Origin of the sequence: Roseateles terrae, from assembly GCF_014192155.1 — a bacterium.
Lineage (GTDB): Bacteria > Pseudomonadota > Gammaproteobacteria > Burkholderiales > Burkholderiaceae_C > Roseateles > Roseateles terrae.
This window is the reverse complement of sequence record NZ_JACHXO010000007.1, coordinates 149,438-174,742: the sequence shown is the minus strand read 5'-3', so window position 1 is coordinate 174,742 and position 25,305 is coordinate 149,438. Positions and strand designations below refer to the sequence as shown.

Below are 25,305 nucleotides of genomic sequence, written 5' to 3'. Positions count from 1 at the left end.
GCTCCGTCCTCCGCAGTCAGCGCGCCCCCGCCTCCCACCCCCCACGCTGCAGGAAACAACCGATGCGCGCTCTTCAGCGATTCGCGAAGATGGTTGCGCGATGTCCCCCTCTCCAGCCCAAACAACGCCGCCGAACGCCGCCTTCCGCCGCCGCCTGAACCGCAACTATGCCGCCTACACGGTCGGCGTGGTGATGCTGGTGATGGTGCTGGGCGTGCTGGAGCGTCTGGGCATGTCCAAGCAGTGGTTGGGCTTCAGCTTTCTGCTGCTGACCGTGTTGGTCTACGCGGGCATTGGCGTGCTGAGCCGCACCACCGACCCGGTGGAGTACTACGTTGCAGGCCGAAGGGTCCCGGCGTTTTACAACGGCATGGCGGCAGGTGCCGACTGGATGAGTGCGGCGTCTTTTCTGGGCATGGCGGGGAGTCTTTACCTTTCCGGCTATGGCGGACTTGCGTTCGTGCTCGGCTGGACGGGCGGGTTCTGTCTTGTCGCGTTGTTGCTGGCGCCGTACCTGCGCCGCTTCGGGCGCTTCACCGTCCCTGATTTCCTGGCAGAGCGATTCGACAGCCGGGGGCTGCGGGTGATGGGTGCGTCCGCTGCCGTGCTGGTGTCGTTCATCTATCTGGTGGCACAGATCTACGCGGTGGGTCTCATCACCACCCGCCTCACTGGCCTGACCTTTGAGATTGGTGTCTTCGTCGGCCTCGGCGGCGTGCTCGTCTGCAGCTTTCTTGGCGGCATGCGCGCGGTCACCTGGACCCAGGTCGCGCAGTACATCATCATGATTCTGGCGTATGTGCTGCCGGTCATGTGGCTGTCGGTGCAGCAGACGGGTGGCCCGCTCCCTCAGCTCACGGCCGGGCGACAACTCCAGCAGATCACCGCCCGCGAGCAGGCTCTGCTGAATGATCCCAAAGAGCTTGAAGTCCGTGCCCTTTACGAGCGCAGCGCCCGCGACTATGAGCGGATGATCGATGAGCTGCCGCAATCCCTCGATCTGGAGCGTCAGGCGGCCTCCCAGCGCATCGCCCGCCTGAAAGCTGAGGATGCGCCCCTTGCGCAGATCCAGGCCGCCGAAAAACAGCGCGCTGCATTGCCTCGAACGGACATCCAGGCACGGGAACAATGGGCCTGGGCGGCCCACCAGCAACACCAGCGCGCTCAGCCGCTCGCCGGCATGCCGCCCCATGCGCGACCCTTCGCCGGCAACCCGGCGGGCACGCCTGAAGAGCGCGAAACCTTCGAACGCTCCCGCCGCAATTTTGTGGCGCTCGTGCTCGTCCTCATGGTCGGCACCGCCGGCCTGCCGCACATCCTGACGCGCTACTACACCACGCCCAGCGTGGCCGAGGCTCGCACCTCGGTCGCCTGGTCGCTGTTCTTCATCGCGCTGCTCTACCTCAGTGCGCCCGCGCTGGCAGTGCTGCTCAAGCATGAGGTGTTCAACCACCTGGTCGGCATGCCCATCGCCGAGCTGCCTTCCTGGGTGAGACAGTGGATGCGCATCGACCCCGGTCTGCTCAATATTCAGGATGTGAACCAGGACGGCATTCTCCAACTGGCCGAACTGCGCCTGGGGGGGGACGTCATCATGCTCATCACGCCGGAACTGGCGGGACTGCCGTATGTGCTCTCCGCCATGGTCGCGGCCGGGGCGCTGGCCGCAGCGCTTTCCACGGCGGACGGCCTGCTGCTCACCATCTCCAGCGCCTTGTCCCACGACATCTACTACCGCGTCCTGCACCCCGCCGCATCCGCCACCCAGCGCGTCACCGTGTCCAAGGCCTTGCTGCTGGCCACCGCGCTCACGGCCGCAGCCGTCGCCACCCAGAAGCCGGCGGACATCCTGCTGCTGGTCTCCGCCGCTTTCTCCCTGGCCGGGGCCACGCTGGTACCGGTGCTGGTGGGCGGCATCTTCTGGCGACGCGCCAACAAACACGGAGCCGCCGCGGCCATGCTCACCGGCCTGGGGGTCACCCTCTACTACATGATCAGCGCCCATGCCGGCTTGCGGCAGGCGCTGGGCCTGTCCGGCGACCCGCAGCTGTGGTGGGGCATCCAGCCCGTCGCGGCCGCGCTGTTCGGCCTTCCCGCCGGCATCTGCGCCCTGATGGTGGTGAGCCTGCTCACCCCAGCCCCGCCGGCGCCCGCCCAGGCCGTGCAGCGCCGCCTCCACGAGATCTGACGGCCCGCCGCCCAGGCATTTCCACACGCCCGGCAACGCCGGGTGGACGCTTCCCCCCGATTTGCACTAGAATCGCGGGCTTCCCTTGCCGGACCCAGGAATTGACGCTGGGGTTCGGCTTTCAGACCCTCTGAAACCCGCAAGGAGTATTTATGCGTCATTACGAGATCGTTCTGCTGATCCATCCGGATCAAAGCGAACAAGTTCCGGCCATGCTGGAGCGCTACAAGGGCCTGGTCACCAACGGTGGTGGCAAGGTGCATCGCGTGGAAGACTGGGGCCGCCGTCAACTGGCCTACATGATCCAGAAGCTGGCCAAGGCACATTACCTGTGCCTGAACATCGAGGCATCCAAGGAAATCCTGGGTGAGCTCGAGACCGGTTTCCGCTTCAACGACGCCGTGCTGCGTCACCTGACCGTTGCCAAGGACAAGGCGGAGACCGCCCCCTCGGTGATGATGAAGGCTGTTGAGCGCGAAGAAGCCCGCAAGGCTCCCCAAGAAGCGTCCGCCTGAACTGGCCGTCGCGATTCCTGAAGTCGTTTGAGTTTGAATCAGCCGCTCGTTGAGCGCAGGTTCGTGAAGACTGCAGCGTAGACCACCTGGCATGAACCATCTGGTTTTGAACGCAAGAATTCTCGAGCTCGCCGCGATCCGCTATACCCCCGCCGGCCTTCCGGCCCTGGACTTGATGCTCACGCATGAGTCCCAGGTCGAAGAAGCCGGGGCCCGCCGCAAGGTGGCCCTGGAAATCAAGGCGGTGGCCGTGGGTGAGATCGTCAAACGGGTGCAGGCCCTGGGCCTGACGGACAACGCGGTGTTCACCGGGTTTCTGTCGGCACAGCGCCAAGGTCGAGGGACGGTGTTTCACATCACCGGCCTGGAACGCTGAAACAGCCGAGCACTTCATTCCAAAGGCATCGCGTCCATCGTTTTATCTGGATAGATTCGTCAAGAGGTCAATATGCCCCCGCCACGTGGTAAAGGTCGGTTCTCGAAGGACCGCAAGCCCAAGCGCAACCAACAATCGCTGCTGTTCCGCCGTAAGCGTTTCTGCCGCTTCACCGTCGCCGGTGTTGAGCAGATCGACTACAAGGATGTCGACGTTCTGCGCGACTTCATCAGCGAAAACGGCAAGATCGTGCCCGCACGCCTGACCGGCACGCGCGCCTTCTACCAGCGTCAGCTGTCGGTCGCCATCAAGCGCGCCCGCTTCCTGGCTCTGCTGCCGTACAGCGATCAGCACAAGGTCTGAGGAGTACACCATGCAAGTGATCCTGCTTGAAAAGGTGGCCAACCTCGGCAACCTGGGTGACGTCGTCAAGGTCAAGGACGGCTACGCTCGCAACTTCCTGATCCCGACCCGCCGCGCTCGTCGCGCCACGGAATCGGCCATCAAGGAATTCGAAGCCAAGCGCGTTGAACTGGAAAAGGCTGCGGCTGAAAAGCTGTCGGCTGCCCAGGCTGTTGGCGAACAACTGAACGGCAAGACCGTCACCATCAGCCAGAAGGCTGGCGTGGACGGCCGTCTGTTCGGCTCCGTGACCAACGCCGACATCGCCGAAGCCCTGACCAAGTCGGGCATCGCCGTGTCGAAGTCGCAAGTGCGTCTGCCCAACGGTCCGCTGAAGACCGTCGGCGAGTTCGCTGTGACCGTGGCGCCGCACACCGATGTGGTGTCCGACGTGACGGTGCAGATCGTCGCCGAAGCCGAGTAATTGGCACTGATGCAGCGGTGGCTGGTCCACCGCTCGCATTCCCTGGGTTGGCAGCGCCGCAAGGCACTGTCACCATAGGTCAAACGAAAGCCGACAGCTGAAAAGCCGTCGGCTTTCGGCTTTTTGGGGTCGCGGGTTGTCCACTGGATGTCCCGGGCTCTCCAGAGCTTACCCAACGCTTTCCCACAGAGTTGTCCACATGTCTGCGATCTTCTCCGCCAACCCGCCCGGTTCCGGCGCCCGGGACGACGATGTCGCCCGCCTGCGTGTGCCGCCCAACTCTGTCGAGGCTGAACAAAGCGTCCTGGGGGGCTTGCTGATTGACAACACCGCCTGGGACAAGGCGGCTGACACGCTCAGCGACACCGATTTTTATCGCTTCGAACACAAGCAGATCTACGCCGCCATCGGCAAGCTGGTGAACGCCGGCAAGCCCGCCGACGTGGTGACCGTGTTCGAAGAACTGACCTCCCTCGGCAAGGCCGAGGAATGCGGCGGTCTGGCCTATCTGAATGCGCTGGCGCAGGGCGTGCCGAGCGCGGCCAACTTGCGCCGGTATGCGGAAATCGTCCGCGAGCGGGCCATCCTGCGCAAACTGGTGGCCACCTCCGACGAGATCGCCACGGCCGCGCTGAATCCCCAAGGCCGCCCGGTCAACGAGATCCTGGACGAAGCTGAAGGCAAGATCTTCCGCATCAACGAAGAAGGCTCCCGCGGCGGCCAGGGCTTCCAGAGCATGGACCGGCTGATGGTCGAGCTGATGGACCGGGTCAATGAACTCGCGGAGCAGGGCGCCGAAGATGTCACCGGCGTGCGCACCGGCTTCTTCGACCTGGACCGCATGACCGCCGGCCTGCAAAAGGGCGACCTGATCATCCTGGCGGCCCGTCCTTCCATGGGCAAGACGGCGTTCGCCATCAACATCGGCGAGGCCGTGGCCATCAACGAAGGCCTGCCGGTCGTCATCTACTCGATGGAAATGGGCGCCGCGCAGCTGGCCTTGCGGATGGTGGGCTCCATCGGCCGCATCGACCAGAGCCACCTGCGCACCGGCCGTCTGCAGGACGATGAATGGGGCCGCCTGGCCGAAGCCGTCGACAAGCTCGGCAATGCGCCGATCTTCATCGACGAAAGCCCGGGCCTCTCCCCCAGCGAAGTGCGCGCCCGTGCCCGCCGCCAGGCCCGCATCTGCGGACAGCTCGGCCTGATCATCATCGACTATTTGCAGCTGATGAGCGGCAACGGCGGCGCCAGCGAAGAAAACCGCGCCACTGTGGTGGGTGAAATCTCGCGGGGCCTGAAGGCCCTGGCCAAGGAACTGCGCTGCCCGGTGATTGCGCTTTCGCAGCTCAACCGCTCGGTGGAAACGCGTCCGGACAAGCGCCCGATGATGTCGGACTTGCGTGAGTCGGGCGCCATTGAGCAGGATGCGGACATCATCATGTTCATCTACCGCGACGAGTACTACACCAAGGACGAGTGCAAGGAACCCGGCGTGGCGGAGATCATCATCGCCAAGCAGCGTAACGGCCCGGTGGGCACGGTGAAGCTGGCCTTCCAGCGCCAGAACACCAAGTTTGAGAACCTCGCACCGGGGTATGTCAGCCCGGGCGGCGACGAGTACTGATCAGGGCCCTGGGAGGCTGGCGGAGATGGCGGTGGTCGAGACGGATGTGGTGGTGATCGGCGCGGGCGCCGCGGGCTTGATGTGCGCCGCGCATGCGGGCGCGCGGGGCAGACGGGTGCTGGTGCTGGACCATGCCAACAAGGCGGGCAAGAAGATCCTGATGTCCGGCGGCGGCAACTGCAACTTCACTAACCTGTATACCGAGCCGGCCAACTTCCTCTCCGAGAACGCCCACTTCTGCAAGTCGGCCCTGGCCCGCTATACGCAGTGGGACTTCATTGCGCTGGTCAACAAGCATCGGGTGCCGTATCACGAGAAGAAGCTGGGCCAGCTCTTCTGCGACAACAGATCGATCGACATCCTGAAGATGCTGCTGGCCGAGTGTGAGGCGGTTGGGGCGACGGTGCAGCTCAACACCAGCGTCGAGAAGATCGAATGCATTGCGCTGGAGGCGTCTCCCAGCGCGGAGGGCGGGCAGGTCGCTGAAGGCGGCGCTGCATTGGCGGCCATCGGTGGCGACCCTCCAGTCGAGAGCGCCGAGTCCACCAACCGCTCCAAAGCGGCCAAGGCTGACAAACGCGCCAAAGCCGCTGCGCCGGCCGCCCCGCCCAACGACGGCTACCTCCTGCAGACGTCCACCGGCCCGGTGCGCTGCAAGTCCCTGGTGATCGCGACCGGCGGTCTGTCGATTCCCACCATGGGTGCCACCGGCTTCGGTTATGAAGTCGCGCGCCAGTTTGGCCACCGGCTGCTGCCCACCCGCGCGGGCCTGGTGCCGTTCACCATCACTGACCAGCTCAAGGAACTCTGCACCGAGCTTTCCGGCACTTCCGTGGACTGCCTGGTGAGCTGCAACGGCAAGAGCTTCCGCGAGAACATCCTCTTCACCCACCGCGGCCTGAGCGGCCCGGCCATTTTGCAGATCTCCTCCTACTGGCACCCCGGCCAGGCGGTCGAGATCAACCTGCTGCCAGACCGCTCGGTGCCCGACTGGCTGGCCCAGCAGCGCCAGGACCGGCCCAATGCGGAGCTCAAGACCATTCTGGGTGAGGTCTTCACCAAAAAGATGGCGCAACTGCTTTGCGAGCAGTGGTTCGAGTCCAAGCCCATCAAGCAATACACCCATGCGGAGCTGGAGTCGATCGCCGACAAGCTCTCCGCCTGGCAACTCGTGCCGGCCGGCACCGAGGGCTACCGGACGGCCGAGGTGACGCTGGGCGGTGTGGACACCCGGGAGGTGTCCTCCAAGACGATGGAATCGCTCAAATCGCCCGGTCTGTATTTCATCGGCGAGGTGCTGGACGTGACCGGCCACCTCGGTGGCTTCAACTTCCAATGGGCCTGGGCGTCCGCCTACGCGGCGGCGCAATTTGTCTGAGCCTCTGAGCGCCTGAGGGTCTCGGCGTTCGAAGCGATGCCGCGCTGATGGCAGCAGGGGGACACGCCGGCCCTCTCCACTCGTGTCTGCCCGACGACAAAGCGCCCGCGTGGGCCGCTCTTTGCATCTCCTGTTTCCAAAAACGAGCCACTGGGGGCGATCTCTGTACTTGGTTTCACCAGGTCAGTAATAACCCTCATCACTTGATGCAAGTAAGTATCTTCTGATGGGCCACGGGGTACCACTCCGGCATGTCCGGATCGGTATCGTTCATGGCGTCGGCGCGGTCCTCTTGCGCCGGACATGAATACCAACAAACAGGAGACTCCCCGATGCACGCTTCCTTTCGAGTTGCGCGTGCCGCCCGTGTGACGGCGGCCGCTGCGGCGGTGATGTGGGCCTTCGCCGGTGCGGCGCAGGCGCAGACCGAGCTGGTGATTGCGACCGTGAACAACGGTCACATGATCGAAATGCAAAAGCTCAGCAAGCATTTCGAACAGGCCAATCCCGACATCAAGCTCAAGTGGGTCACGCTGGAAGAAGGGGTGCTGCGTCAGCGCGTCACCACCGACATCGCCACCAAGGGCGGCCAGTTCGACGTGATGACCATCGGCCTGTACGAAGCGCCCATCTGGGGCAAGAAGGGCTGGCTGCAGGAGCTCAAGCCGGACGCCGCCTATGACGTGGACGATCTGCTGCCGGCGGTGCGCGCCGGCCTGTCGGTGGACGGCAAGCTCTTCGCGGCGCCGTTCTATGCGGAAAGCTCGATGCTGATGTACCGCAAGGACCTCGCCGACAAGGTGGGGGTGCAGGTGCCGGAGCGTCCGACCTGGCCGCAGATCAAGGACCTGGCGGCGAAGATCCATGATCCGAAGAACGGCATCTACGGCATCTGCCTGCGCGGCAAGCCGGGCTGGGGCGACAACATGGCGCTCATCACCACGATGGCCAACACGTTTGGCGGTCAGTGGTTCGACATGCAATGGAAGCCGCAGCTGGAATCGAAGCCCTGGAAGGAAGCGGTCAACTTCTATGTGGACCTGCTGAAGAACTACGGCCCGCCCGGATCGTCGGCCAACAGCTTCAATGAAATTCTGGCGCTGACCAGCTCCGGCAAATGCGGCATGTGGGTGGACGCCACCATCGCAGCGTCGTTTGTGTCGGATCCGAAGCAGTCGAAGGTGGCCGCTCAGATGGCTTTTGCCCAGGCGCCGACGATGAACACGCCCAAGGGCGCCAACTGGCTGTGGTCGTGGAACCTGGCGATTCCGGCGGGCTCCAAGAAGGTGGCGGCAGCGCGGAAGTTCATCACCTGGTCGACCAGCAAGGACTACATCCAGCTGGTGGCCAAGACCAATGGCTGGGCGAATGTGCCAACCGGTACCCGCAAGAGCACCTATGCGAGCGCGGAGTTCCAGAAGGCGGCCCGATTCGCTGCGGCGGAGAAGACGGCGATTGACTCGGCCAATCCGACCGACGCCACGCTGCCCAAGAGCCCGTATGTCGGCGTGCAATTCGCCGCCATTCCGGAGTTCCAGGCGATTGGCATTGCCGTGGGCCAGCAGATGAGCGCAGCGCTGGCCGGTCGCACCTCGGTGGATGACGCACTGAAGGCCAGCCAGGTGACCGCCGACCGCGAGATGCGCAAAGCCGGCTACTACAAGTGAACCAGTAGCCGTCAGGCTACTGCGCGGTCCGATCTGCCGGTGGTGTTCCTCGCCGTACGGGAGTACGGCTCCGGTACAGCACCGGCACCTCGGACCGCTCGCGACGCCTGCCAGCCACTGGTTCCCTCCATGGCGACGCTGCTGAATACCGCCTCGGTGGGTGAGGGCGGGCCATCCCCATTTCGAAGACCATCATGAAACGACTGCTTCCGCGTTTGCTGCTGGCGCCAGCCATGGGGACGCTGTTCCTGTGGATGATCGTGCCGCTGGGCATGACCATCTACTTCTCGCTGATCCGCTACAACCTGATGCAGCCGGATCAGACCGGCTTCGCCGGCATGGAGAACTTCGAGTTCTTCATCACCGACCCCTCCTTCGGCCCCGCCGTCATCAACACACTGCTGCTGCTGGGCAGCGTGATCCTCGCCACCGCCGTCTTCGGCGTGCTGATCGCCCTGCTGGTGAACAGTCCGTTCCCCGGCCGCGGCATCGTGCGAGTGCTGCTGATCTCGCCGTTCTTTGTCATGCCCACCGTCAACGCGCTGATGTGGAAGAACATGATGATGAACCCCATCTACGGCGTGCTCGCCCAGGTGTGGATCTTCTTCGGCACCCAGCCCGTCGATTGGCTCACCGACCATCCGCTGTTCTCAGTGATCGTCATGGTCTCCTGGCAGTGGCTGCCCTTCGCCACCCTCATCTTCATGACTGCGCTGCAGAGCATGGACCAGGAACAGCTGGAGGCCGCCCGCATGGATGGCGCCACCTACCTGCAACAGCTGCGCTACCTCTACCTGCCGCATCTGGGCCGCTCCATCGCCGTGGTGGTGATGATCGAGCTCATCTTCCTGCTGAGCGTCTTCGCCGAGATCTACACCACCACCAGTGGCGGCCCCGGCGATGCCAGTACCAACGTCACCTTCCTGATCTTCAAGCAGGCCCTGCTGAACTTCGATGCCGGTGTGGCATCAGCCGGCGCGCTGTTTGCGGTCGTGCTGGCCAACATCGCAGCGGTGTTCCTCATCCGCCTCGTTGGCAAGAATCTGGACAAGTAAGGAGCACCCCCGATGTCTTCCCGTCGTCGTGCCGCCTTCCCGCTGGCACTCGCTCTTCGCACCCTCGGCGCCTGGGCCGTGGCCCTGCTGCTGTTCTTTCCGCTGGGCTGGCTGTTTCTCACCGCCTTCAAAACCGAGCTGCAGGCGATCGCCGTGCCCCCGCTGCTGTTCTTCTCCCCCACGCTGGAAAACTTCCACGAGGTGCAGGCCCGCAGCGACTATCTGCTCTACGCCAAGAACTCGGTCATCACCAGCGTGCTGTCCACCGTCCTGGGCCTGCTGCTCGCCGCGCCGGCGGCCTACGCCATGGCCTTCTTCCGCGGCAAATACACCCGCGACATCCTGATGTGGATGCTCTCCACCAAGATGATGCCGGCCGTCGGCGCCCTCGTGCCCATCTACGTGCTGGCGCAGAAGAGCCATCTGCTCGACACCCAGCTGGCGCTGATCATCGTCTTTGCGCTGTCCAACCTGCCCATCATGGTCTGGATGCTGTATTCGCACTTCAAGGACATCCCGCCGGAGATCCTGGAAGCCGCGCGCATGGACGGCACCACGCTGTGGCAGGAAGTGCGGCTGGTGCTGCTGCCGCTGGGCATGGGCGGCATCGCCTCCACCGGGCTGCTGTGCCTGGTGCTGTCCTGGAATGAAGCGTTCTGGAGCCTGAACCTCAGTGCCGCCAAGGCCGGCACCCTGGCCACGCTCATCGCCTCGTACTCCAGCCCCGAAGGCCTGTTCTGGGCCAAGCTCTCCGCGGCGTCGCTGATGGCCATTGCGCCCATCGTTGTCTTCGGCTGGTTCAGCCAGAAGCAACTGGTGCAGGGCCTGACCTTCGGCGCCGTCAAGTAAGCCCTCCCGTCAGCCACTCTCTCCGATTGTCTGCAGTCCCGATTTCAGGAACCTCCGTCATGGCCTACCTCCAACTGCGCGGTGTCGAGAAATTCTTTGGTCGTCATCGCGCCATCAAGGGCATCGACCTCACCATCAACAAGGGCGAGTTCATCGTCTTCGTCGGGCCTTCCGGCTGCGGCAAGTCGACGCTGCTGCGACTGATCGCCGGCCTGGAAGGCATCGACGGCGGCACGCTGGAACTCGACGGCCGGGACATCACCGACCTGCCGTCCAGCAAACGCGACCTCGCGATGGTCTTCCAGAGCTATGCGCTCTATCCCCATATGAGCGTCTACGAGAACATGAGCTTCGCGCTCAAGCTCGCCAAGGTCGATCCGGCGGTGATCCGCGAGAAAGTGCAGCGCGCGGCCACCACGCTCAACCTGACCGGCTATCTGGAACGCACGCCGAAGGAGCTCTCCGGCGGTCAGCGCCAGCGGGTGGCCATCGGCCGCGCCATCGTGCGGGCGCCCAAGGTCTTTCTCTTCGACGAGCCACTGTCCAACCTGGATGCCGCCCTGCGCGGACAGACCCGGGTGGAGATTGCCAAGCTGCATCGTGAGCTCGGCGCCACCACCATCTACGTGACCCACGACCAGGTGGAAGCCATGACCCTGGCCGACCGCGTGGTGGTGCTGCGCGACGGCCTCATCGAACAGGTCGGCACGCCGCTGGAGCTGTACGACCGCCCCGCCAATCAGTTTGTTGCGCAGTTCATCGGCACGCCGCAGATGAATGTGGTGCCCGCCGGCCAGTTGCCGCCGCAGATGCGTCAGCAGGGCCCACAGTCGGCCGCGGACGGCGCGATCGGCCTGCGGCCCGAAGCCGTGAGCGTGCTGCCGAAGGGTCAGGGCTCGGTAAGCGGCCGCATCGAGCTCGTGGAAGCCCTGGGCGCCGAGACGCTGCTCTACGTGCGCACCGCCGAGGGCGCACAACTGGTGGCCCGGCAGAGCGAACGCACGCAACTGCAGGCGGGTGACGATGTCTCGCTGAACGTTGCGACCGACCAGGCCCATTGGTTCGACAGCGCCGGCCGCGTGGTGCAGGCCGCCGCTCAATGACCCTTCATCGCTGACTGCCCTGATGACTGCCCTGACGATTGCCATGACGACTGCCACAACCACTGCCACAACCGCTGCCCCAGACACGCTCACCCTCCTGCATCTCGGGCTGGGCTCCTTCCATCGCGCCCACCAGGCGGTCTATCTGCATCAATTGCATCAGCTCGGGGATACGCGCTGGGTGCTGGCCGGTGGCAACCTGAGGCCAGACATGCAGGAGACGATCGACGCGCTGGTGGCCCAGGGCGGCGCCTACACGCTGGAGACTGTCACCGCCCAGGGCGAGCGCAGCTACACCTGGATCGATGCCATCCGCACCGTGGTGCCGTGGACGCCCGACCTGGCCGGGCTCGTGGCGCTCGCGTGCCAGCCGTCCACCCGCATCCTCTCCTTCACCGTCACCGAGGCGGGCTACTACCTCAACAGCCAGCATCAGCTCGATTGGGACAGTGCCCCGGACCTCAAGGCCGACCTGCAGGCCCTGCGGGAAGGCCGCGCCGGCAGCACCCTCTACGGCGCCCTGACCACGCTGCTGCGCGCGCGCATGGCGGCGGGCGCGGGCGACCTCACGCTGCTGAACTGCGACAACCTGCGCCACAACGGCGAACGCTCTCGCCACGGCCTGCTGCAGTTCGTGCGGGCGCTCGGAGACGATGCGCTGGCGCAGTGGATCGAGACCCACACCACCAGCCCCAATGCGATGGTGGACCGCATCACGCCGCGTCCCACCCCGGAGGTCGCTGCGCGTGTGCAGGCCGCCACCGGTCGTCAGGACCGGGCTGCGCTGATGGGCGAGAGCTTCATCCAGTGGGTGATCGAAGACCGCTTCATCAACGGCCGGCCCGACTGGGCGCGGGTGGGCGTCGAGCTGGTGGATTCGGTCGCGCCTTATGAGGAGGCCAAGATCCGTCTGCTCAATGCGACGCACAGCTGCATCGCCTGGGCCGGCACGCTGGTCGGCTACACCTACATCCACGAAGGTACGCACGACGCCGCCATCCGTCAGCTCGCCTACGATTACGTGACGAACGACGCCATCCCGGTGCTGCAACCCAACCCGCTGGACTTGGCCGCCTATCGCGACGTGGTGCTGGAGCGCTTCGGCAATCCGGCCATCGCGGACACCAATCAGCGGGTGGCGATGGACGGCTTCAGCAAGATCCCCGGCTTCATCGCGCCAACGGTGCGGGAGCGGCTGGCGCGAGGCGACAGCATTGCCAGCGTGGCGGTGCTGCCAGCGCTGTTCCTGGCGTATCTGAAGCGCTGGCATGTCGGCCAGATTCCCTATACCTATCAGGACCAGGCGATGGACCCGGCGGTGGCGCATGCCATCTGCGGCTCGGTCGATCCGGTGGCGGCCTTTGCCGCCGACCCGGTGCTATGGGGTGAACTGGCAGGCGATGCCCGCCTGACGCAGGCCTTGCGCGTGGCAGCGGATCAGGTGGACCGCTTTGTGGCCGGTCATGCGTGACGGTATGGGTGACGGCATGCGTGACGGCATGCGTGACGTGATGCCCACGCCGCATCCGTCGCCGCTGCGATGATCGGGCCTTGCCCACCAGCGCGCTGCTTCATCACCTTCACCACCTTCGGCACTTTCGCCACCGCTCAACGCCTTTGCCACCTCGCCAGGAGCCCACATGTCCTCGCTTCATGCCTTGCCGCGCCAGACCAAGCCCGAGCTCGAGCATGCGTTTTCGCGTTCGCCCGAGCTGGGCTACGAGCCGCCGGAAACTGCCGGCTTCATCCGATGCCTCTCCCACGGCTTTCCGACGCCGCTGGCCCGCTGGCACTATCACGATGAATACGAGCTGCACCTGATCACCGCGTCGTCCGGCAAGGTGTTCGTCGGCGACTGGATCGGGCAGTTTCAGCCTGGACAGCTGGTGCTCACCGGTCCCCGCCTGCCGCACAACTGGATCAGCATGGACGTGCCCGAGTCGGGGTATCCGCAGCGGGATCTGGTGGTGCAGTTTCCGCATCAGCCCCTGGCCACCGCGGCGGAGGGCATCGCCGAACTGCGGGAGATCCTGCCGCTGCTGGAGCGTGCGCGTCACGGCATTGAATTCTTCGGCATGCAGGACAAGGCTGAGGAGCACTGGCATCGCATCAAGGCCAGCCAGGGTCTGGCGCGGTTTGCGGCCTTCTGCGACTGGATGAGCGAGCTGGCCCGCTGCACCGATTTCCGGCTGCTCTCCAGCGCGCAATTGCAAAGCGAAGACAGCGACACGCAACTGGCGCAGATCAATGCGGTGGTCAGCCGCATTACCGACAACCTGGCGGCGCCGGTCTCCGCGTCGGACCTGGCGCGGGAGCTGGGCATGACCGAGAGCCGCTTCTCGCGCTTCTTCCGCCGCGCCACCGGCAACACCTTCACCGACTTCGTCAACCTGATCCGGGTGAACCGGGCCTGTCAGCTGCTGCAGGAGTCGGAGCGCTACATCACCCACATCGCCTACGAGGTGGGCTTCAACAACATGGCCAACTTCAACCGCCGCTTCCTGGACATCAAGGGCATGACGCCCACCGAGTACCGCAGGCAGGCGGCCGGTCGGTTTGGCGGGCGTTGATCACCGCGCTCATCACGGACTGCGCCCTGACCGCCATTTGTACGATCAACTGTGCCGTCACCCGCATATTCACTTGCGTACTTATCCCCGCCAACCCGCTGCCAATCCGCTACCTACCCGCGCGACAACCCCGTTCCCCGCTCGCCCCGACATGACTTCACATCACACCGAGCCCGCTGCTGCACGCACTCGCGCCGACATCCAGGTCGCGGTTGCCGGCGAGGCCCTGATCGACCTGATCCGCCGCGACGACGGCAGCTATCTGCCTTGCCTGGGCGGTGCCCTCTACAACCTGAGCCGTGCGCTGTCGCGCCAGGGGGTGGGCCTCGAGTATCTGAACCCGCTGTCCCGCGACCGCTTCGGACGGGAACTGAAGGCCCAGCTGGTGGCCGACGGGGTGCATTTGGCGGTGCCGGAGGCGGTGCAACAGGTCACTTCGCTGGCGGTGGTCAACCTCGATGCCCAGGGGCATCCGGACTATGCGTTCTACCGGGACGGCGTGGCGGACCGTGCCGTCACGGCGCAGGGCCTCACCGCGGCATGTGCCGACCTGCCGCACCTGCAGATCGTCTGCAGCGGCGCGCTGGCGCTGGATGCGCGGGACACCGCCGTCTATCTGCCGTGGCTGGAAGCGCAGCGCCAGGCGGGACGCTGCGTGGTGGTGGATGCCAATCTGCGTCCGTCGGTCATGCCGGACCTGCCGTCCTACCGTGCGGCGGTGCATGCGGCGTTGTCGCTGGCGCATGTCATCAAGGTGAGCGATGAAGACCTGACGCACCTGGGCGTGCGCGGCACCGATGTGCTGGATCAGGCCCGAGGCCTGATGGCGCAGCATCCGGGCTGTGAGCTGCTGGCGTTGACGGTGGGGGCGGGCGGGGCCTGGCTGATGCAGCGCAGCGGCGCGACCTGTTATGCGAAGGAAGCGGCGCCGCTGGACGTGGTGGATACCGTTGGCGCTGGCGACAGCTTCCTGGCGGGGCTGCTGGCCTTTTTGCTGCGGCAGGTGCCGGGCAGCCACGGCCAGGGCGCGCGGTTTGTGGATGTTCTGGCCTCGCTGCCCGCCGCGACCTGCGAGCAGGCGCTGCGACACGCGCTGGCCAGCGCCAGCCTGTGTGTGCAGGAACAGGGCTGTGTGCCGCCGGACTGGGAGGCGGCCCACCGCTGGGCGGCGGAGCGGCCGGCGCTGGGCACCGGGATGCGGTGAGTCCCTCCGGTCGTCGATGGCTCGAGTCGCTCACGCCTTCCATGGAAGGCATTAAGTGCTATATTGCCTTCTATGAAAGGTTCAGCTGCTCCGATTCCGTTGGTTCCAGAACCTGTGATCCGTCGCGCAGCGGAACTCGGTCGACGTGTTCGTGCGGCGCGCATCCGTCGCAAATGGCGGCGGGAAGATCTGGGGTCCAGATCCGGCCTGAGCCGCACTGCGGTTGAGGCCGTCGAAAACGGCAAGCTGACCACGGGTCTGGGCACCTACCTGCAGGTGCTCTGGGCTCTGGGCCTGGACCGGGAGGTCGAGCTGATCGCGGATCCGGGTCTGGATCGCGACGGTCTGGCACTGGAACTCAACGCGCAAACCAAGCGCGTGCGGGTGCAACGGAAGCTCGACAATGACTTCTGATGCATCGGATCGGGTGTTTGTCTGGGTGTTTCTGCCCGGAGATGCGCATCCCACTCTGTGTGGCGCCTTCGATCATTCGATGTCCGCCGCAGGTGTCGCCGTGGGCACGTTCGTGTATGGCCGCTCCTATCTGCGCCAGCCGTTCAACCTGCCCATTGACCCGGTGGCGTTGCCGCTGCGTGAGCAGCGGTTTGAACTGGCCGGCGGCAGTCGGCAGGGCGTGTTCGGTGTCATTGCAGATGCATGCCCCGACGATTGGGGCCGCTATGTGATTGACAGGCGCTTTGGCGCACAGCGTTTCCCCATTGGTTATCTGCTGCACTCGCAGGAAGATCGCGTGGGGCATTTGTGCTTCAGCACCAGCGCGACTGAGCCGCCCCAACTTCCGGACCCCGCGCCCCGCGCCTGGCTGCAGGATGCATGGACGGTCATCAACGGCCTCGAAGCCGGGCGCTCCATTCCAGAAGGTTTGGCCGAGAAAGTGAAAGTCAACACCGCGCTGGGTGGCGCACGTCCAAAATTGACGGTGGCGGACGAACGGACCCAGTGGCTCGCCAAGTTCCCGACGCGGCATGACGATCCCCGGCTGTCGCTCCCACTCGTCGAGGCAGCGATGCTGGACCTGGCTCGCTCCGTCGGAATTACAGCAGCAGAGGCCGTCATCGAGACTGTGGCGGGGGCGTGCGACACACCCGCCGCGCACATTCTGCTGGTCAAGCGGTTTGACCGGAGCCCCCACGCCGCTGGGGGATGGTGCCGTGAGGCTTATGCCAGCGCTCGGACGCTCTTCCAGTCCGATGGATTGGATGACTACAGTTATTCAAGCTCGTACGCCCGACTTGCCGGTCATCTTCGGTTGTGGAGCAGCCGCCCCGCGGCGGATCGGGTGGAGCTGTTCCGCCGAATGGTGTTCAACTGCTGCATCTCCAACACGGACGACCATGACCGCAATCACGGATTTCTTGCCAGTGAGGAGAATGCCGGTTTTCGCCTATCGCCGGCCTTCGACATGGTGCCGCGCCTTCATGCCACCCGACGTCGCTACCAGGCGATGAACATCGGTGAGGACGGCGCGGAGACGACGGTGCAGAACATCCTCAGCAGCGCGTCAGCGTTCGGACTTGCTCACGAGGACGCAAAGGCGCTGTTCCACGATGTTCAGTGCAAAGTCCTTGCCCATTGGAAGGATTGTCTGGCGCAAAAGGCGGTCCCGCAGGCGGCGATCGCGCTGCTGGCGCCTTGTTTTGAGCCGCTGCGCTGAGCCCCGGCCTTTACTCGGCATCCGCCTGCCGGGCCGGTGATGCCGCCTCGAATGCCGGCAACCGCGTGCAGTGATTCCACACCCGCTCAATGCGCGGATACGCCTCCAGCGTCACCCCGAATCGCAGCGCATTGAACACCTGGGGAATCAGCACCACATCCGCCAGCGTGGCTTGATCGCCCACGCAGAAATCAGCGGAGTGCCCCTGCAGCCGCTGCTCAATGGCTGCGAATCCCAGCCGCACCCAATGCTGCACCCAGTCCCGCCGCTGCGCGTCTGTCGCAACGAATGTGGCGCTGAGGTGCTGCTGCACGCGAAGGTTGTTGACCGGATGGATCTCGCAGGCCACATCCATCGCCAGGCTGCGGATGAAGGCTCGTTCCTCCGGCGTTCCGGGCAGCAATGACGGCTGCGGATACCGCTCCTCCAGGTACTCCAGGATGCTGAGCGATTGCGTGAGCACATGGCCCTCGGTCTCCAGCACCGGCAGCAGCGCGGCCGGATTCAGCGCCTTGAACGCCGCCTGGTGATGCTGCCCGCCGTCCCGCACCAGATGCACCGGGACACTCTCATAACTCAGCCCCTTGAGGTTCAGCGCAATGCGCACCCGGTAGGCGGCGGAACTGCGGAAGTAGGTGTGCAAGGTCAGCATGGTGTTCTCCCGCCCATCTGGCGCATGAGGTCCTGCGCGGCGGCGCGCAGGCGTGTGGCAATGTCGCCCTCCCAGGACGCATCAAAGGCGCCGGACGGCCCGATGGCCGTCAGCGCCAGCGCCAACGAACCGTCACTGTCAAAGACCGGCACCGCCAGGGCACTGACGCCTTCAACGATGCTGTTGACCGATCGATGCATCCCGCGTGCGCGCACCTCCGCCATCAGCGCCACGAACTGGTCCCAGGTCGGCGCGGGATTCGACGCGGCGGCGGCGGGGGCCGGTGCAGACGTCCCCCCGGTGGCAGACGTGCCGGCAGCGGCGCTGCCCGCGCCCGCTGCGCGGCTGCCCGCGCGTCGGGTGAGGTCCATGTCCCCCAGCCGCTGGAAATCGGCCCACAGGGCGCGCACTTCATCTTCCGGCCGGTACGCCGCGAACAGTGGCCCGGATGCGGTGTTCCACAGCGACACGACGGTGCCGTGCCGCATGGTCACGTGGATCGGTGCCGGGGAGGCTGCCGTGCGCACGATGGTGGCGCCGTGAGAGCCCCAGACCGCAATCGCGACGGTGTGGCCGAGGTCCGTCGCCAAGGTGTCCAGCTGAGCCGTCGCCAGCCGGATCGGGTCCACCTGCTGGATGCCGATCAGCCCCATCTCCATCGCCAGCGGGCCGAGGCCGTAATAGCCGGTGACCGGGTCCTGGCTCATCAACCCCAGCTTGCAGAAGCTCACCAGGTAGGGATGCGCCTTGGCCGGGCTCATCTCGGCCGCCTGGGACAAGGTCTTGAGCGGCAACGGATGCCCCTGCGCGGCGGCGGCTTTCAGCAGCCGGCCGCCCACTTCGATGCTCTGGATGCCGCGGCGGTCATCGCCGCGGTCGTCGGTCTGATCTTCCATGTTCATTCGATGCGGGATCCGGGACGCGGATCCAGAGGCCCTGTTTTCAACATTGTTGAATAGATTTGCCGCCGTGGGCTATATTCGCCATTATGTAATGCGTTGTCTTAAGATGAATGGAGACCCCTTGATGAGCAAGCAGTTCGCCAGCCACGCCGACCTGGAAGAGAAGCGGGTGTCGTTCGTCAAACTCAGCGACAACGCCTACGCCTATACCGCGGAAGGCGACCCCAACACCGGCGTGATCATTGGGGACGAGTCGGTGATGGTCATCGACACGCAAGCCACCCCCGCCATGGCGCAGGACGTGATCCGCCGCATCCGCGAGGTGACGGACAAACCGATCGAATACGTGGTGCTGAGCCACTATCACGCGGTGCGGGTGCTGGGGGCCTCGGCCTACGCGCCGCGGCACATCATCGCCAGCCGCGATACCTATGACCTGATCGTCGAACGCGGCGAGCAGGACAAGGCGAGCGAGATCGGCCGCTTCCCGCGCCTCTTCCGCAATGTTGAGTCGGTGCCTGCCGGGCTCACCTGGCCGACCCTCACCTTCCAGGGCGCGATGAGCGTCTGGCTCGGCACGCTGGAGGTCCAGCTGCTGCAACTCGGGCGCGGGCACACCAAGGGCGACACCGTCGCCTGGCTGCCCCAGCAGAAGATTCTCTTCAGCGGAGACCTGGTGGAATTCGACGCCACGCCCTATGCCGGTGATGCCTACTTTGGTGACTGGCCGCAGACGCTGGACCGCCTGGCGGCGCTCGATCCGGTGGCGCTTGTACCCGGCCGTGGCGCCGCGCTGACGACGCCGCATGCGGTGGCCCAGGGCCTCTCCGGTACCCGTGCATTCATTGCCGATCTGCACAGCGCCGTGAAAGCCGGTGTGGCCGCCGGCAAGGACCTCACCGCCGTGTATCGCGACACCTATGCATCGATGAAGTCGAAGTACGGCCATTGGGTCATCTTTGACCACTGCATGCCCTTTGACGTCACCCGCTGCTATGACGAGGTGACCGCCCATCCGCATCCCCGCATCTGGACCGCCGAGCGCGACATCGAGATGTGGAAGGCGCTGGAAGGCTGACAGCGCCAGCGCCGAACGGGGAGGCCTCACAGACGATGGACTCGAGTCCGCACCCTCTGGCCGGCGTTGAACGAGGAGACCGGGCATGACCGTGCATCCCACCCGTGCAGTGAACACCGGCGTCGCGAAGGCGGCCGGTCTCGCTGAGGCGCGCGAGGGCGCTGGCGCTGACGCCGGTGCCACTGCATCCACCTGTGCGACTGCAGCAGACTTCGGCTACCGCCGCCATCCCGACCAGGACGCCGCAACGCCGCGACGCAAGCCGGTGGTGGTGGTCGGCGCCGGTCCGGTGGGCCTGGCGCTGGCGATCGACCTGGCGCTGCAACAGGTGCCCGTTGTGCTGCTCAATGACGACGGCCGGCTGTCGGTGGGCTCGCGCGCCCTGTGTTTTGCCAAGCGCACGCTGGACATCTTCGACCGTCTCGGCTGCGGCGAGCCGATCGTCGCCCAGGGCGTGTCCTGGCATGTTGGCCGGGTGTTCTTCCGGGATGAGCAGGTCTACCAGTTCGACCTGCTGCCGGAGGCGGGCCATCGCCGTCCGGCCTTCATCAATCTCTCGCAGCATGATCTGGAAGCGCATCTGGTGGCGCGTGCCGCGCAGCTGCCGATGCTGGACCTGCGCTGGCATCACGCCGTGGTCGGTCTGACGCAGGGGGAGGGGGGTGAGAACGGCCACCCGGGCAGCCCCGCCACGCTGACGGTGCGCACGCCGGAGGGCGAGTATGTGCTCGAAGCGGACCACGTGATCGCCTGTGACGGTTCACGCTCCACCCTGCGGCGCCTGCTGGGCCTGGACACGCAAGGCCGCCGCTTCAAGGACCGATTCCTGATCGCCGATGTACGCATGCGCGCACCATTCCCCGCGGAGCGCTGGTTCTGGTTTGACCCGCCTTTCCATCCCGGCCAGAGCGTCTTGCTGCATCGGCAACCCGAAGGCGTCTGGCGCATCGACTTCCAGCTGGGCTGGGACGCCGATCCGGAACAGGAGAAGCGACCCGAGAACATCCTGCCGCGGGTGCAGGCACTGATGGCGCAGGCGTCACGAGCCGCGGGCGGTGACGGCGCCATTCCAGAGATGGAGCTGGTGTGGGCGTCGGTCTACACCTTCGCCTGCCTGCGGATGGAGCGCTTCCGCCACGGACGCGTGATCTTTGCGGGCGATGCGGCGCACGGCGTGTCGCCCTTCGGGGCGCGGGGGGCCAACTCCGGGATCCAGGATGCGGAGAACCTGGCCTGGAAGCTGGCCTGGGTCGTTCAGGGCCATGCGGGTGAGGCGCTGCTGGACACCTACGCCAGGGAGCGCGAAGTGGCCGCGGACGACAACATCCGTCACTCCACACGCTCCACCGACTTCATCACACCGAAGAGTGCGGTGAGCCGGCTCTTCCGCACGGCCGTGCTGGATCTGGCGAAGCAGCATGAGTTCGCGCGGAAGCTGGTGAACAGCGGGCGCCTCTCCCTGCCGACGACGCTGACGGGCTCGTCCCTCAGCACGCCCGATGGGGATGCGTTTGAAGGGGCTTTGGCACTGGGCGCGCCGATGGTGGACGCGCCGGTTGCCTCACTCGCAGAAGTTTTTGAGCCATCAGATGGCGCCGGACACAATCCCGACGCGGTGGCGAGGGCGGCCGCGAGTGTCAGTGCGAGAGCGAGTGTCGGTGCGAGTGCGGATGTGGGTGCGGGTACGTGGCTGCTCAGCCATTTGCGCACCGGGCGATTCAGCGTGCTGCTGTTTCTCGATGCGGTCCCCGGCGCGGGACCGGATGAGGCGCTGCCCGGAGCCATCGGACTCCATGTTCACCACAGGCATCTCCTGGACTCGATCCGCCTGGCGTTTGAAGGACTGCCGGCACCGACGATTCTCTTCATCACGCGGACCCCGCCTGCCATGACGTTGCCAGGCGCTATCGCTGGCGCGGATGACTTCGCGGTCCGCATGCTTTACGACGTCGAAGGTCTCGTGCACAGCCGCTGCGATGCACGCCCGGGTACGGTGCTGATGCTGCGTCCTGATCAGCATCTGTGCGCGCGGTGGCGGCACCTGCGTCCGGTCGAGATCCGCAGCGCCGTCCTGCGTGCCACAGGCGCGCTCCACGCCGTTGCTCAACCGGCACCGCACAGCGATCAGGAGCCCGTATGCCACTGATCACCACGGCGCACCTCGAAGCGCCCGACGATTTCTATCAAGCCTTGTTGAACGCCCACCAGGGCCTCAGCGACGCCGACAGCCACGCCTTCAACGCACGGTTGGTGCTGCTGCTGGCCAACCATATTGGCCGGCATGACGTGCTGATCGCCGCGCTGGCTGCGGCCGCCTCAACGTCCTCAACGTCTCCCCCGTCCTCCACGACTTCACCTCAGGGACTGCCATGAACGCTCCCCAGACCTCTGAACGCCTCAGTCCGACCGACGAGGCGGCCAATGCCGCCCACAGCGGCTCGCCCAACACGCTGCGCTACCAAAGCGGCTTCGGCAACCAGTTCGAGACTGAAGCCATCCCCGGCGCGCTGCCCAAAGGCCGCAACAGCCCGCAGCGCGCGCCGATGGATCTTTATCCGGAGCTGCTGTCCGGCTCCGCCTTCACTGCCCCGCGGGTGGAAAACCGACGCACCTGGCTCTACCGCCGTCAGCCGTCGGTCGTCACGAGTCCGTTCCAGCCCTTCGAGGCGCCGCTGTGGACCAGCGGCGCTGCCGGCGGTGTCGCCGTGCCGCCGGACCCGCTGCGCTGGCATCCGTTCCCCATGCCCGAGGGCGACCAGCCATGGGATTTTGTCGAGGGCATCCGCACCCTCGTCGCCAACGGGGACCCGGACGCGCAGACCGGCATGGCCTCGCTCATCTACCTGTGCAACCGCTCCATGCAGCAACGCGCGCTGATGAATGCCGATGGCGAAATGCTCATCGTGCCGCAGCAAGGCGGCTTGCGGCTGGTGACCGAGATGGGGCTGATGGACGTGGTCCCCGGCGAGATCGCCTTGATCCCGCGCGGCGTCACCTTCCGCGTTGAATTGCACGAGGCGCAGGCGCGCGGCTACATCTGCGAAAACTACGGCGCCCCGTTCCGCCTGCCGGAGCTGGGCCCCATCGGCAGCAACGGCCTGGCCAATCCGCGCGACTTCCTCGCGCCGGTCGCGGCCCACGAGCCGCAGCAATCGTATGAAGTGATCCGCAAGCTGGGCGGTGAGTTCTGGCACAACCGTCAGGACGTGACGCCCTTCAATGTCGTGGCCTGGCATGGCAACCTGACGCCGATGAAGTACGACACGGCGCACTTCATGACCATCGGCTCCATCAGCTTCGACCATCCGGATCCGTCCATCTTCACCGTGCTCACCTCGCCGAGCGACACCGCCGGCACGGCCAACTGCGACTTTGTCATCTTCCCGCCGCGCTGGCTGGTGCAGGAGGACACCTTCCGTCCGCCCTGGTACCACCGCAACGTGATGAGCGAATTCATGGGCCTCATCTACGGCCAGTACGATGCCAAGCCGGAAGGCTTCCGCCCCGGCGGTGCCAGCCTGCACAACAGCCATGTGCCGCATGGCCCCGACACCGACGCCTTCAGCGCCGCCAGCACCCGAACGCTGGCGCCGCAGAAGCTCGACCACACGCTGGCTTTCATGTTCGAGAGCCGCTGGAGATTCCGTCCCACCCGCTATGCGATGCAGGGCGGGGCGCTGGACACGCAATACGCCGCCTGCTGGGCAGGCCTTCAGGATCAATTCAAGGGCTGATGATGACTTCGCTGAGTTCCCTTTCCATCGACCACACCCACGACCCGGCGCTGCGCAGCTGGGTGGCGGGCGCCAACGAGGAGAGCACCGAGTTTCCCCTGCAGAACCTGCCGCTGGGCATGGCCCGCGTGGCGGGCAGCACCGGGGCCTTCCGGCCCTTCACCGCGGTGGGTGACCAGGCGCTGGACCTCATCCTGGCGGCCGACCTGGGTGTGTTCTCCGCGGCACTGACGGACGTGCTCCGCGCCTGCGAGGGGCAGGGCCTGAATCCACTGATGGCCGCCGGATCGGCACTTCGTCGTGAGTGCCGACATGCGCTGGTCGCGGTGCTGGACGAGCGCGCCGATGCCGAATGGCCTGGCAAGCTGGCAGGAGCGCTGGTGCCGCAGTCGTCGCTCCAATTCACGCTGCCTTGCCGCATCGGCGACTACACCGACTTCTATGCCGGCATCCATCACGCCACGGCCGTCGGCAAGCTGTTCCGTCCAGACAACCCGCTGCTGCCCAATTACCAGTGGGTGCCGATTGGATATCACGGACGGGCTTCATCGATCGGGGTGAGTGGTCAGCAATTCCGTCGCCCGATGGGGCAGAGCAAGGCGCCGGATGCAGAAGCGCCCAGCTTCGGCCCGTGCAAGCGGCTGGACTATGAACTGGAAGTGGGCGCGCTGGTGGGGCGTGGCAATGCGCTGGGAGAGCCGGTCGGTATCGACGAGGCGGAAGACCAGCTCTTTGGGCTGGTGCTGCTGAACGACTGGTCCGCGCGGGACATTCAGGCCTGGGAATACCAGCCGCTGGGGCCGTTTCTCTCCAAGAGCTTCGCAACGACGATTTCGCCGTGGGTGGTCACGATGGAGGCGCTGGCGCCGTTCCGCCGTGCGTTCCAACGTCCCGAGGGCGATCCGCAGCCGCTGCCGTACCTGCAAGGGGAGACGCACCTGGCAAGCGGTGCGGTGAGTATCCAGCTGGAAGTGCATCTGCAGACCGCGCGCATGCGTGAGACGGGTGCCGCGCCGCATCGTCTGATGCGGTCGGACTTCGCCGATTGCTACTGGACCTTCGCGCAGATGCTGACCCATCACACCAGCAACGGCTGCAACCTGCAGCCGGGAGATCTCTTCGGCTCAGGCACGCAGTCGGGGCCGGGTCCGGATCAGGGCGGCTCGCTGCTGGAACTGACCCAAGGCGGCAAACAGGCGCTGACCCTGCCCAGCGGTGAGCAGCGCACCTTCCTGCAGGACGGGGACAGCGTGGCCCTGGTCGGCTTTTGCGAAGCACCCGGGCGTCGGCGGATTGGCTTCGGACCCTGCGTGGGCACCGTGCTGCCGGCCGCCAGCGCGGCCTGAACTCACAAGGGATCGGGCGGATCCACCTGGGTCGGCTCGAAGCCTGCGTCTTCCTGATCGGCGCGGGCGATGGCCGGCTGACGGCGCTGGTCGTTGCGGGTGAGCATCTGCGCCACTTCCTGCGCACTGGCGCGCGGCTGTGCGGGCGGTGCTGGAGCTGCGGGCGCCGTGGCCCCTGCCGGGGTGGCTGCGGCCTGTTCGGCCAACTGCGTCAGCTTGCGGCGGGCGCGCTCGGCAAACAGACGCAGCTCTGCCAGCTCGGTCTGCAATTGCTCCACCTGGCGGCGAGCCTGGGTGTTCTGCTGGTCCAGCAGATTGCGAGAGGCGGCGAGATGGTCACTGAGGCGCTGCACCGTATTGAGCTTGCGGACCCAATGCCAGCTGGCACCCGCCACGCCCAGCCCCACACCGGCCACCAGACCGGCGACGGCGACCCACGCTTGCACCTGACTCATCCTCACCACTCCCGATACGACAGTTCGCGTTTTTGTTGATTGGCCGTTGACGGCGGCCCCGGGGAGCGATGCTTCCCGGCAGCTTACGCTGTAAGCGAAGGCAAT

General features: G+C 65.7%; 24 protein-coding genes. 21 read left to right on the top strand and 3 right to left on the bottom strand.

Going from position 1 to position 25,305, the window contains the following annotated elements:
• The first annotated feature begins 100 nt into the window (after positions 1-100).
• The 16 genes from FHS28_RS18645 to FHS28_RS18565 all read left to right on the top strand — a co-directional run bounded on the left by FHS28_RS18645 (position 101) and on the right by FHS28_RS18565 (position 17,033).
• Positions 101-2,188 carry a sodium:solute symporter family protein gene (locus FHS28_RS18645; protein WP_088454215.1) on the top strand — a complete coding sequence of 696 codons (2,088 nt, stop codon included), beginning with the start codon at positions 101-103 and terminating at the stop codon, positions 2,186-2,188.
• 152 nt (positions 2,189-2,340) lie between these two features.
• Complete coding sequence (gene rpsF, locus FHS28_RS18640) at positions 2,341-2,703, top strand: 30S ribosomal protein S6 (RefSeq protein ID WP_058934368.1); 363 nt, start codon at positions 2,341-2,343, stop codon at positions 2,701-2,703.
• Positions 2,704-2,794: 91 nt separating this feature from the next.
• Positions 2,795-3,079, top strand: coding sequence for a primosomal replication protein N (priB, locus tag FHS28_RS18635; RefSeq protein WP_088454216.1), 285 nt, complete (start codon positions 2,795-2,797; stop codon positions 3,077-3,079).
• A 72-nt stretch (positions 3,080-3,151) separates the two neighbouring features.
• On the top strand, positions 3,152-3,442 hold the full coding sequence (gene rpsR / locus FHS28_RS18630) for a 30S ribosomal protein S18 (RefSeq protein WP_058934370.1): 291 nt from the start codon (positions 3,152-3,154) through the stop codon (positions 3,440-3,442).
• A gap of 10 nt (positions 3,443-3,452) precedes the next feature.
• Positions 3,453-3,905, top strand: a complete 453-nt coding sequence (rplI, locus tag FHS28_RS18625) for a 50S ribosomal protein L9 (protein WP_088454217.1) — start codon at positions 3,453-3,455, stop codon at positions 3,903-3,905.
• A gap of 199 nt (positions 3,906-4,104) precedes the next feature.
• Complete coding sequence (gene dnaB, locus FHS28_RS18620; RefSeq protein ID WP_088454218.1) at positions 4,105-5,532, top strand: replicative DNA helicase; 1,428 nt, start codon at positions 4,105-4,107, stop codon at positions 5,530-5,532.
• Between the two features lie 25 nt (positions 5,533-5,557).
• Positions 5,558-6,910, top strand: coding sequence for a BaiN/RdsA family NAD(P)/FAD-dependent oxidoreductase (locus FHS28_RS23895; RefSeq protein WP_221194073.1), 1,353 nt, complete (start codon positions 5,558-5,560; stop codon positions 6,908-6,910).
• A 392-nt stretch (positions 6,911-7,302) separates the two neighbouring features.
• The gene (locus tag FHS28_RS18605; RefSeq protein ID WP_088454349.1) at positions 7,303-8,577 is read left to right on the top strand and encodes an ABC transporter substrate-binding protein; all 1,275 of its coding nucleotides are present in this window, start codon (positions 7,303-7,305) and stop codon (positions 8,575-8,577) included.
• Between the two features lie 194 nt (positions 8,578-8,771).
• Positions 8,772-9,632, top strand: coding sequence for a carbohydrate ABC transporter permease (locus tag FHS28_RS18600; protein WP_088454219.1), 861 nt, complete (start codon positions 8,772-8,774; stop codon positions 9,630-9,632).
• 12 nt (positions 9,633-9,644) lie between these two features.
• Positions 9,645-10,481 carry a carbohydrate ABC transporter permease gene (locus FHS28_RS18595; RefSeq protein WP_088454220.1) on the top strand — a complete coding sequence of 279 codons (837 nt, stop codon included), beginning with the start codon at positions 9,645-9,647 and terminating at the stop codon, positions 10,479-10,481.
• 59 nt (positions 10,482-10,540) lie between these two features.
• Positions 10,541-11,584 carry an ABC transporter ATP-binding protein gene (locus tag FHS28_RS18590; protein WP_088454221.1) on the top strand — a complete coding sequence of 348 codons (1,044 nt, stop codon included), beginning with the start codon at positions 10,541-10,543 and terminating at the stop codon, positions 11,582-11,584.
• Between the two features lie 43 nt (positions 11,585-11,627).
• Positions 11,628-13,055, top strand: coding sequence for a D-arabinitol 4-dehydrogenase (gene dalD, locus FHS28_RS18585; RefSeq protein WP_088454350.1), 1,428 nt, complete (start codon positions 11,628-11,630; stop codon positions 13,053-13,055).
• 169 nt (positions 13,056-13,224) lie between these two features.
• On the top strand, positions 13,225-14,154 hold the full coding sequence (locus FHS28_RS18580; RefSeq protein WP_088454222.1) for a helix-turn-helix domain-containing protein: 930 nt from the start codon (positions 13,225-13,227) through the stop codon (positions 14,152-14,154).
• A gap of 151 nt (positions 14,155-14,305) precedes the next feature.
• Positions 14,306-15,358, top strand: coding sequence for a PfkB family carbohydrate kinase (locus tag FHS28_RS18575; protein WP_088454223.1), 1,053 nt, complete (start codon positions 14,306-14,308; stop codon positions 15,356-15,358).
• A gap of 72 nt (positions 15,359-15,430) precedes the next feature.
• Entirely contained in the window at positions 15,431-15,772 is a 342-nt protein-coding gene (locus FHS28_RS18570) for a helix-turn-helix domain-containing protein (RefSeq protein ID WP_088454224.1), read from the top strand.
• On the top strand, positions 15,762-17,033 hold the full coding sequence (locus tag FHS28_RS18565; RefSeq protein ID WP_088454225.1) for a type II toxin-antitoxin system HipA family toxin: 1,272 nt from the start codon (positions 15,762-15,764) through the stop codon (positions 17,031-17,033). The genes FHS28_RS18570 and FHS28_RS18565 overlap by 11 nt, the downstream gene beginning before the upstream one ends.
• A 10-nt stretch (positions 17,034-17,043) precedes the next feature.
• Here the strand turns inward: FHS28_RS18565 and maiA are convergent, their stop codons facing one another.
• The gene (gene maiA, locus FHS28_RS18560) at positions 17,044-17,685 is read right to left on the bottom strand and encodes a maleylacetoacetate isomerase (protein WP_221194071.1); all 642 of its coding nucleotides are present in this window, start codon (positions 17,683-17,685) and stop codon (positions 17,044-17,046) included.
• Positions 17,679-18,587 carry an IclR family transcriptional regulator gene (locus FHS28_RS18555; RefSeq protein WP_246410354.1) on the bottom strand — a complete coding sequence of 303 codons (909 nt, stop codon included), beginning with the start codon at positions 18,585-18,587 and terminating at the stop codon, positions 17,679-17,681. The genes maiA and FHS28_RS18555 overlap by 7 nt, the downstream gene beginning before the upstream one ends.
• A gap of 124 nt (positions 18,588-18,711) precedes the next feature.
• Here FHS28_RS18555 and FHS28_RS18550 point away from each other — a divergent pair, with 124 nt between their 5' ends.
• The 5 genes from FHS28_RS18550 to fahA all read left to right on the top strand — a co-directional run bounded on the left by FHS28_RS18550 (position 18,712) and on the right by fahA (position 24,745).
• Positions 18,712-19,665, top strand: a complete 954-nt coding sequence (locus tag FHS28_RS18550) for an MBL fold metallo-hydrolase (protein ID WP_088454226.1) — start codon at positions 18,712-18,714, stop codon at positions 19,663-19,665.
• Positions 19,666-19,750: 85 nt separating this feature from the next.
• Positions 19,751-21,811 carry an FAD-dependent oxidoreductase gene (locus tag FHS28_RS18545; protein WP_088454227.1) on the top strand — a complete coding sequence of 687 codons (2,061 nt, stop codon included), beginning with the start codon at positions 19,751-19,753 and terminating at the stop codon, positions 21,809-21,811.
• Positions 21,802-22,038: a DUF2783 domain-containing protein gene (locus FHS28_RS18540; protein ID WP_088454228.1), complete on the top strand. Its 237-nt coding sequence runs from the start codon at positions 21,802-21,804 to the stop codon at positions 22,036-22,038. The genes FHS28_RS18545 and FHS28_RS18540 overlap by 10 nt, the downstream gene beginning before the upstream one ends.
• On the top strand, positions 22,035-23,399 hold the full coding sequence (hmgA, locus tag FHS28_RS18535) for a homogentisate 1,2-dioxygenase (RefSeq protein WP_088454229.1): 1,365 nt from the start codon (positions 22,035-22,037) through the stop codon (positions 23,397-23,399). The genes FHS28_RS18540 and hmgA overlap by 4 nt, the downstream gene beginning before the upstream one ends.
• A gap of 2 nt (positions 23,400-23,401) precedes the next feature.
• Entirely contained in the window at positions 23,402-24,745 is a 1,344-nt protein-coding gene (fahA, locus tag FHS28_RS18530) for a fumarylacetoacetase (protein ID WP_088454353.1), read from the top strand.
• Between the two features lie 2 nt (positions 24,746-24,747).
• Here the strand turns inward: fahA and FHS28_RS18525 are convergent, their stop codons facing one another.
• Positions 24,748-25,200, bottom strand: a complete 453-nt coding sequence (locus tag FHS28_RS18525; RefSeq protein WP_088454230.1) for a hypothetical protein — start codon at positions 25,198-25,200, stop codon at positions 24,748-24,750.
• Positions 25,201-25,305: the final 105 nt, after the last annotated feature.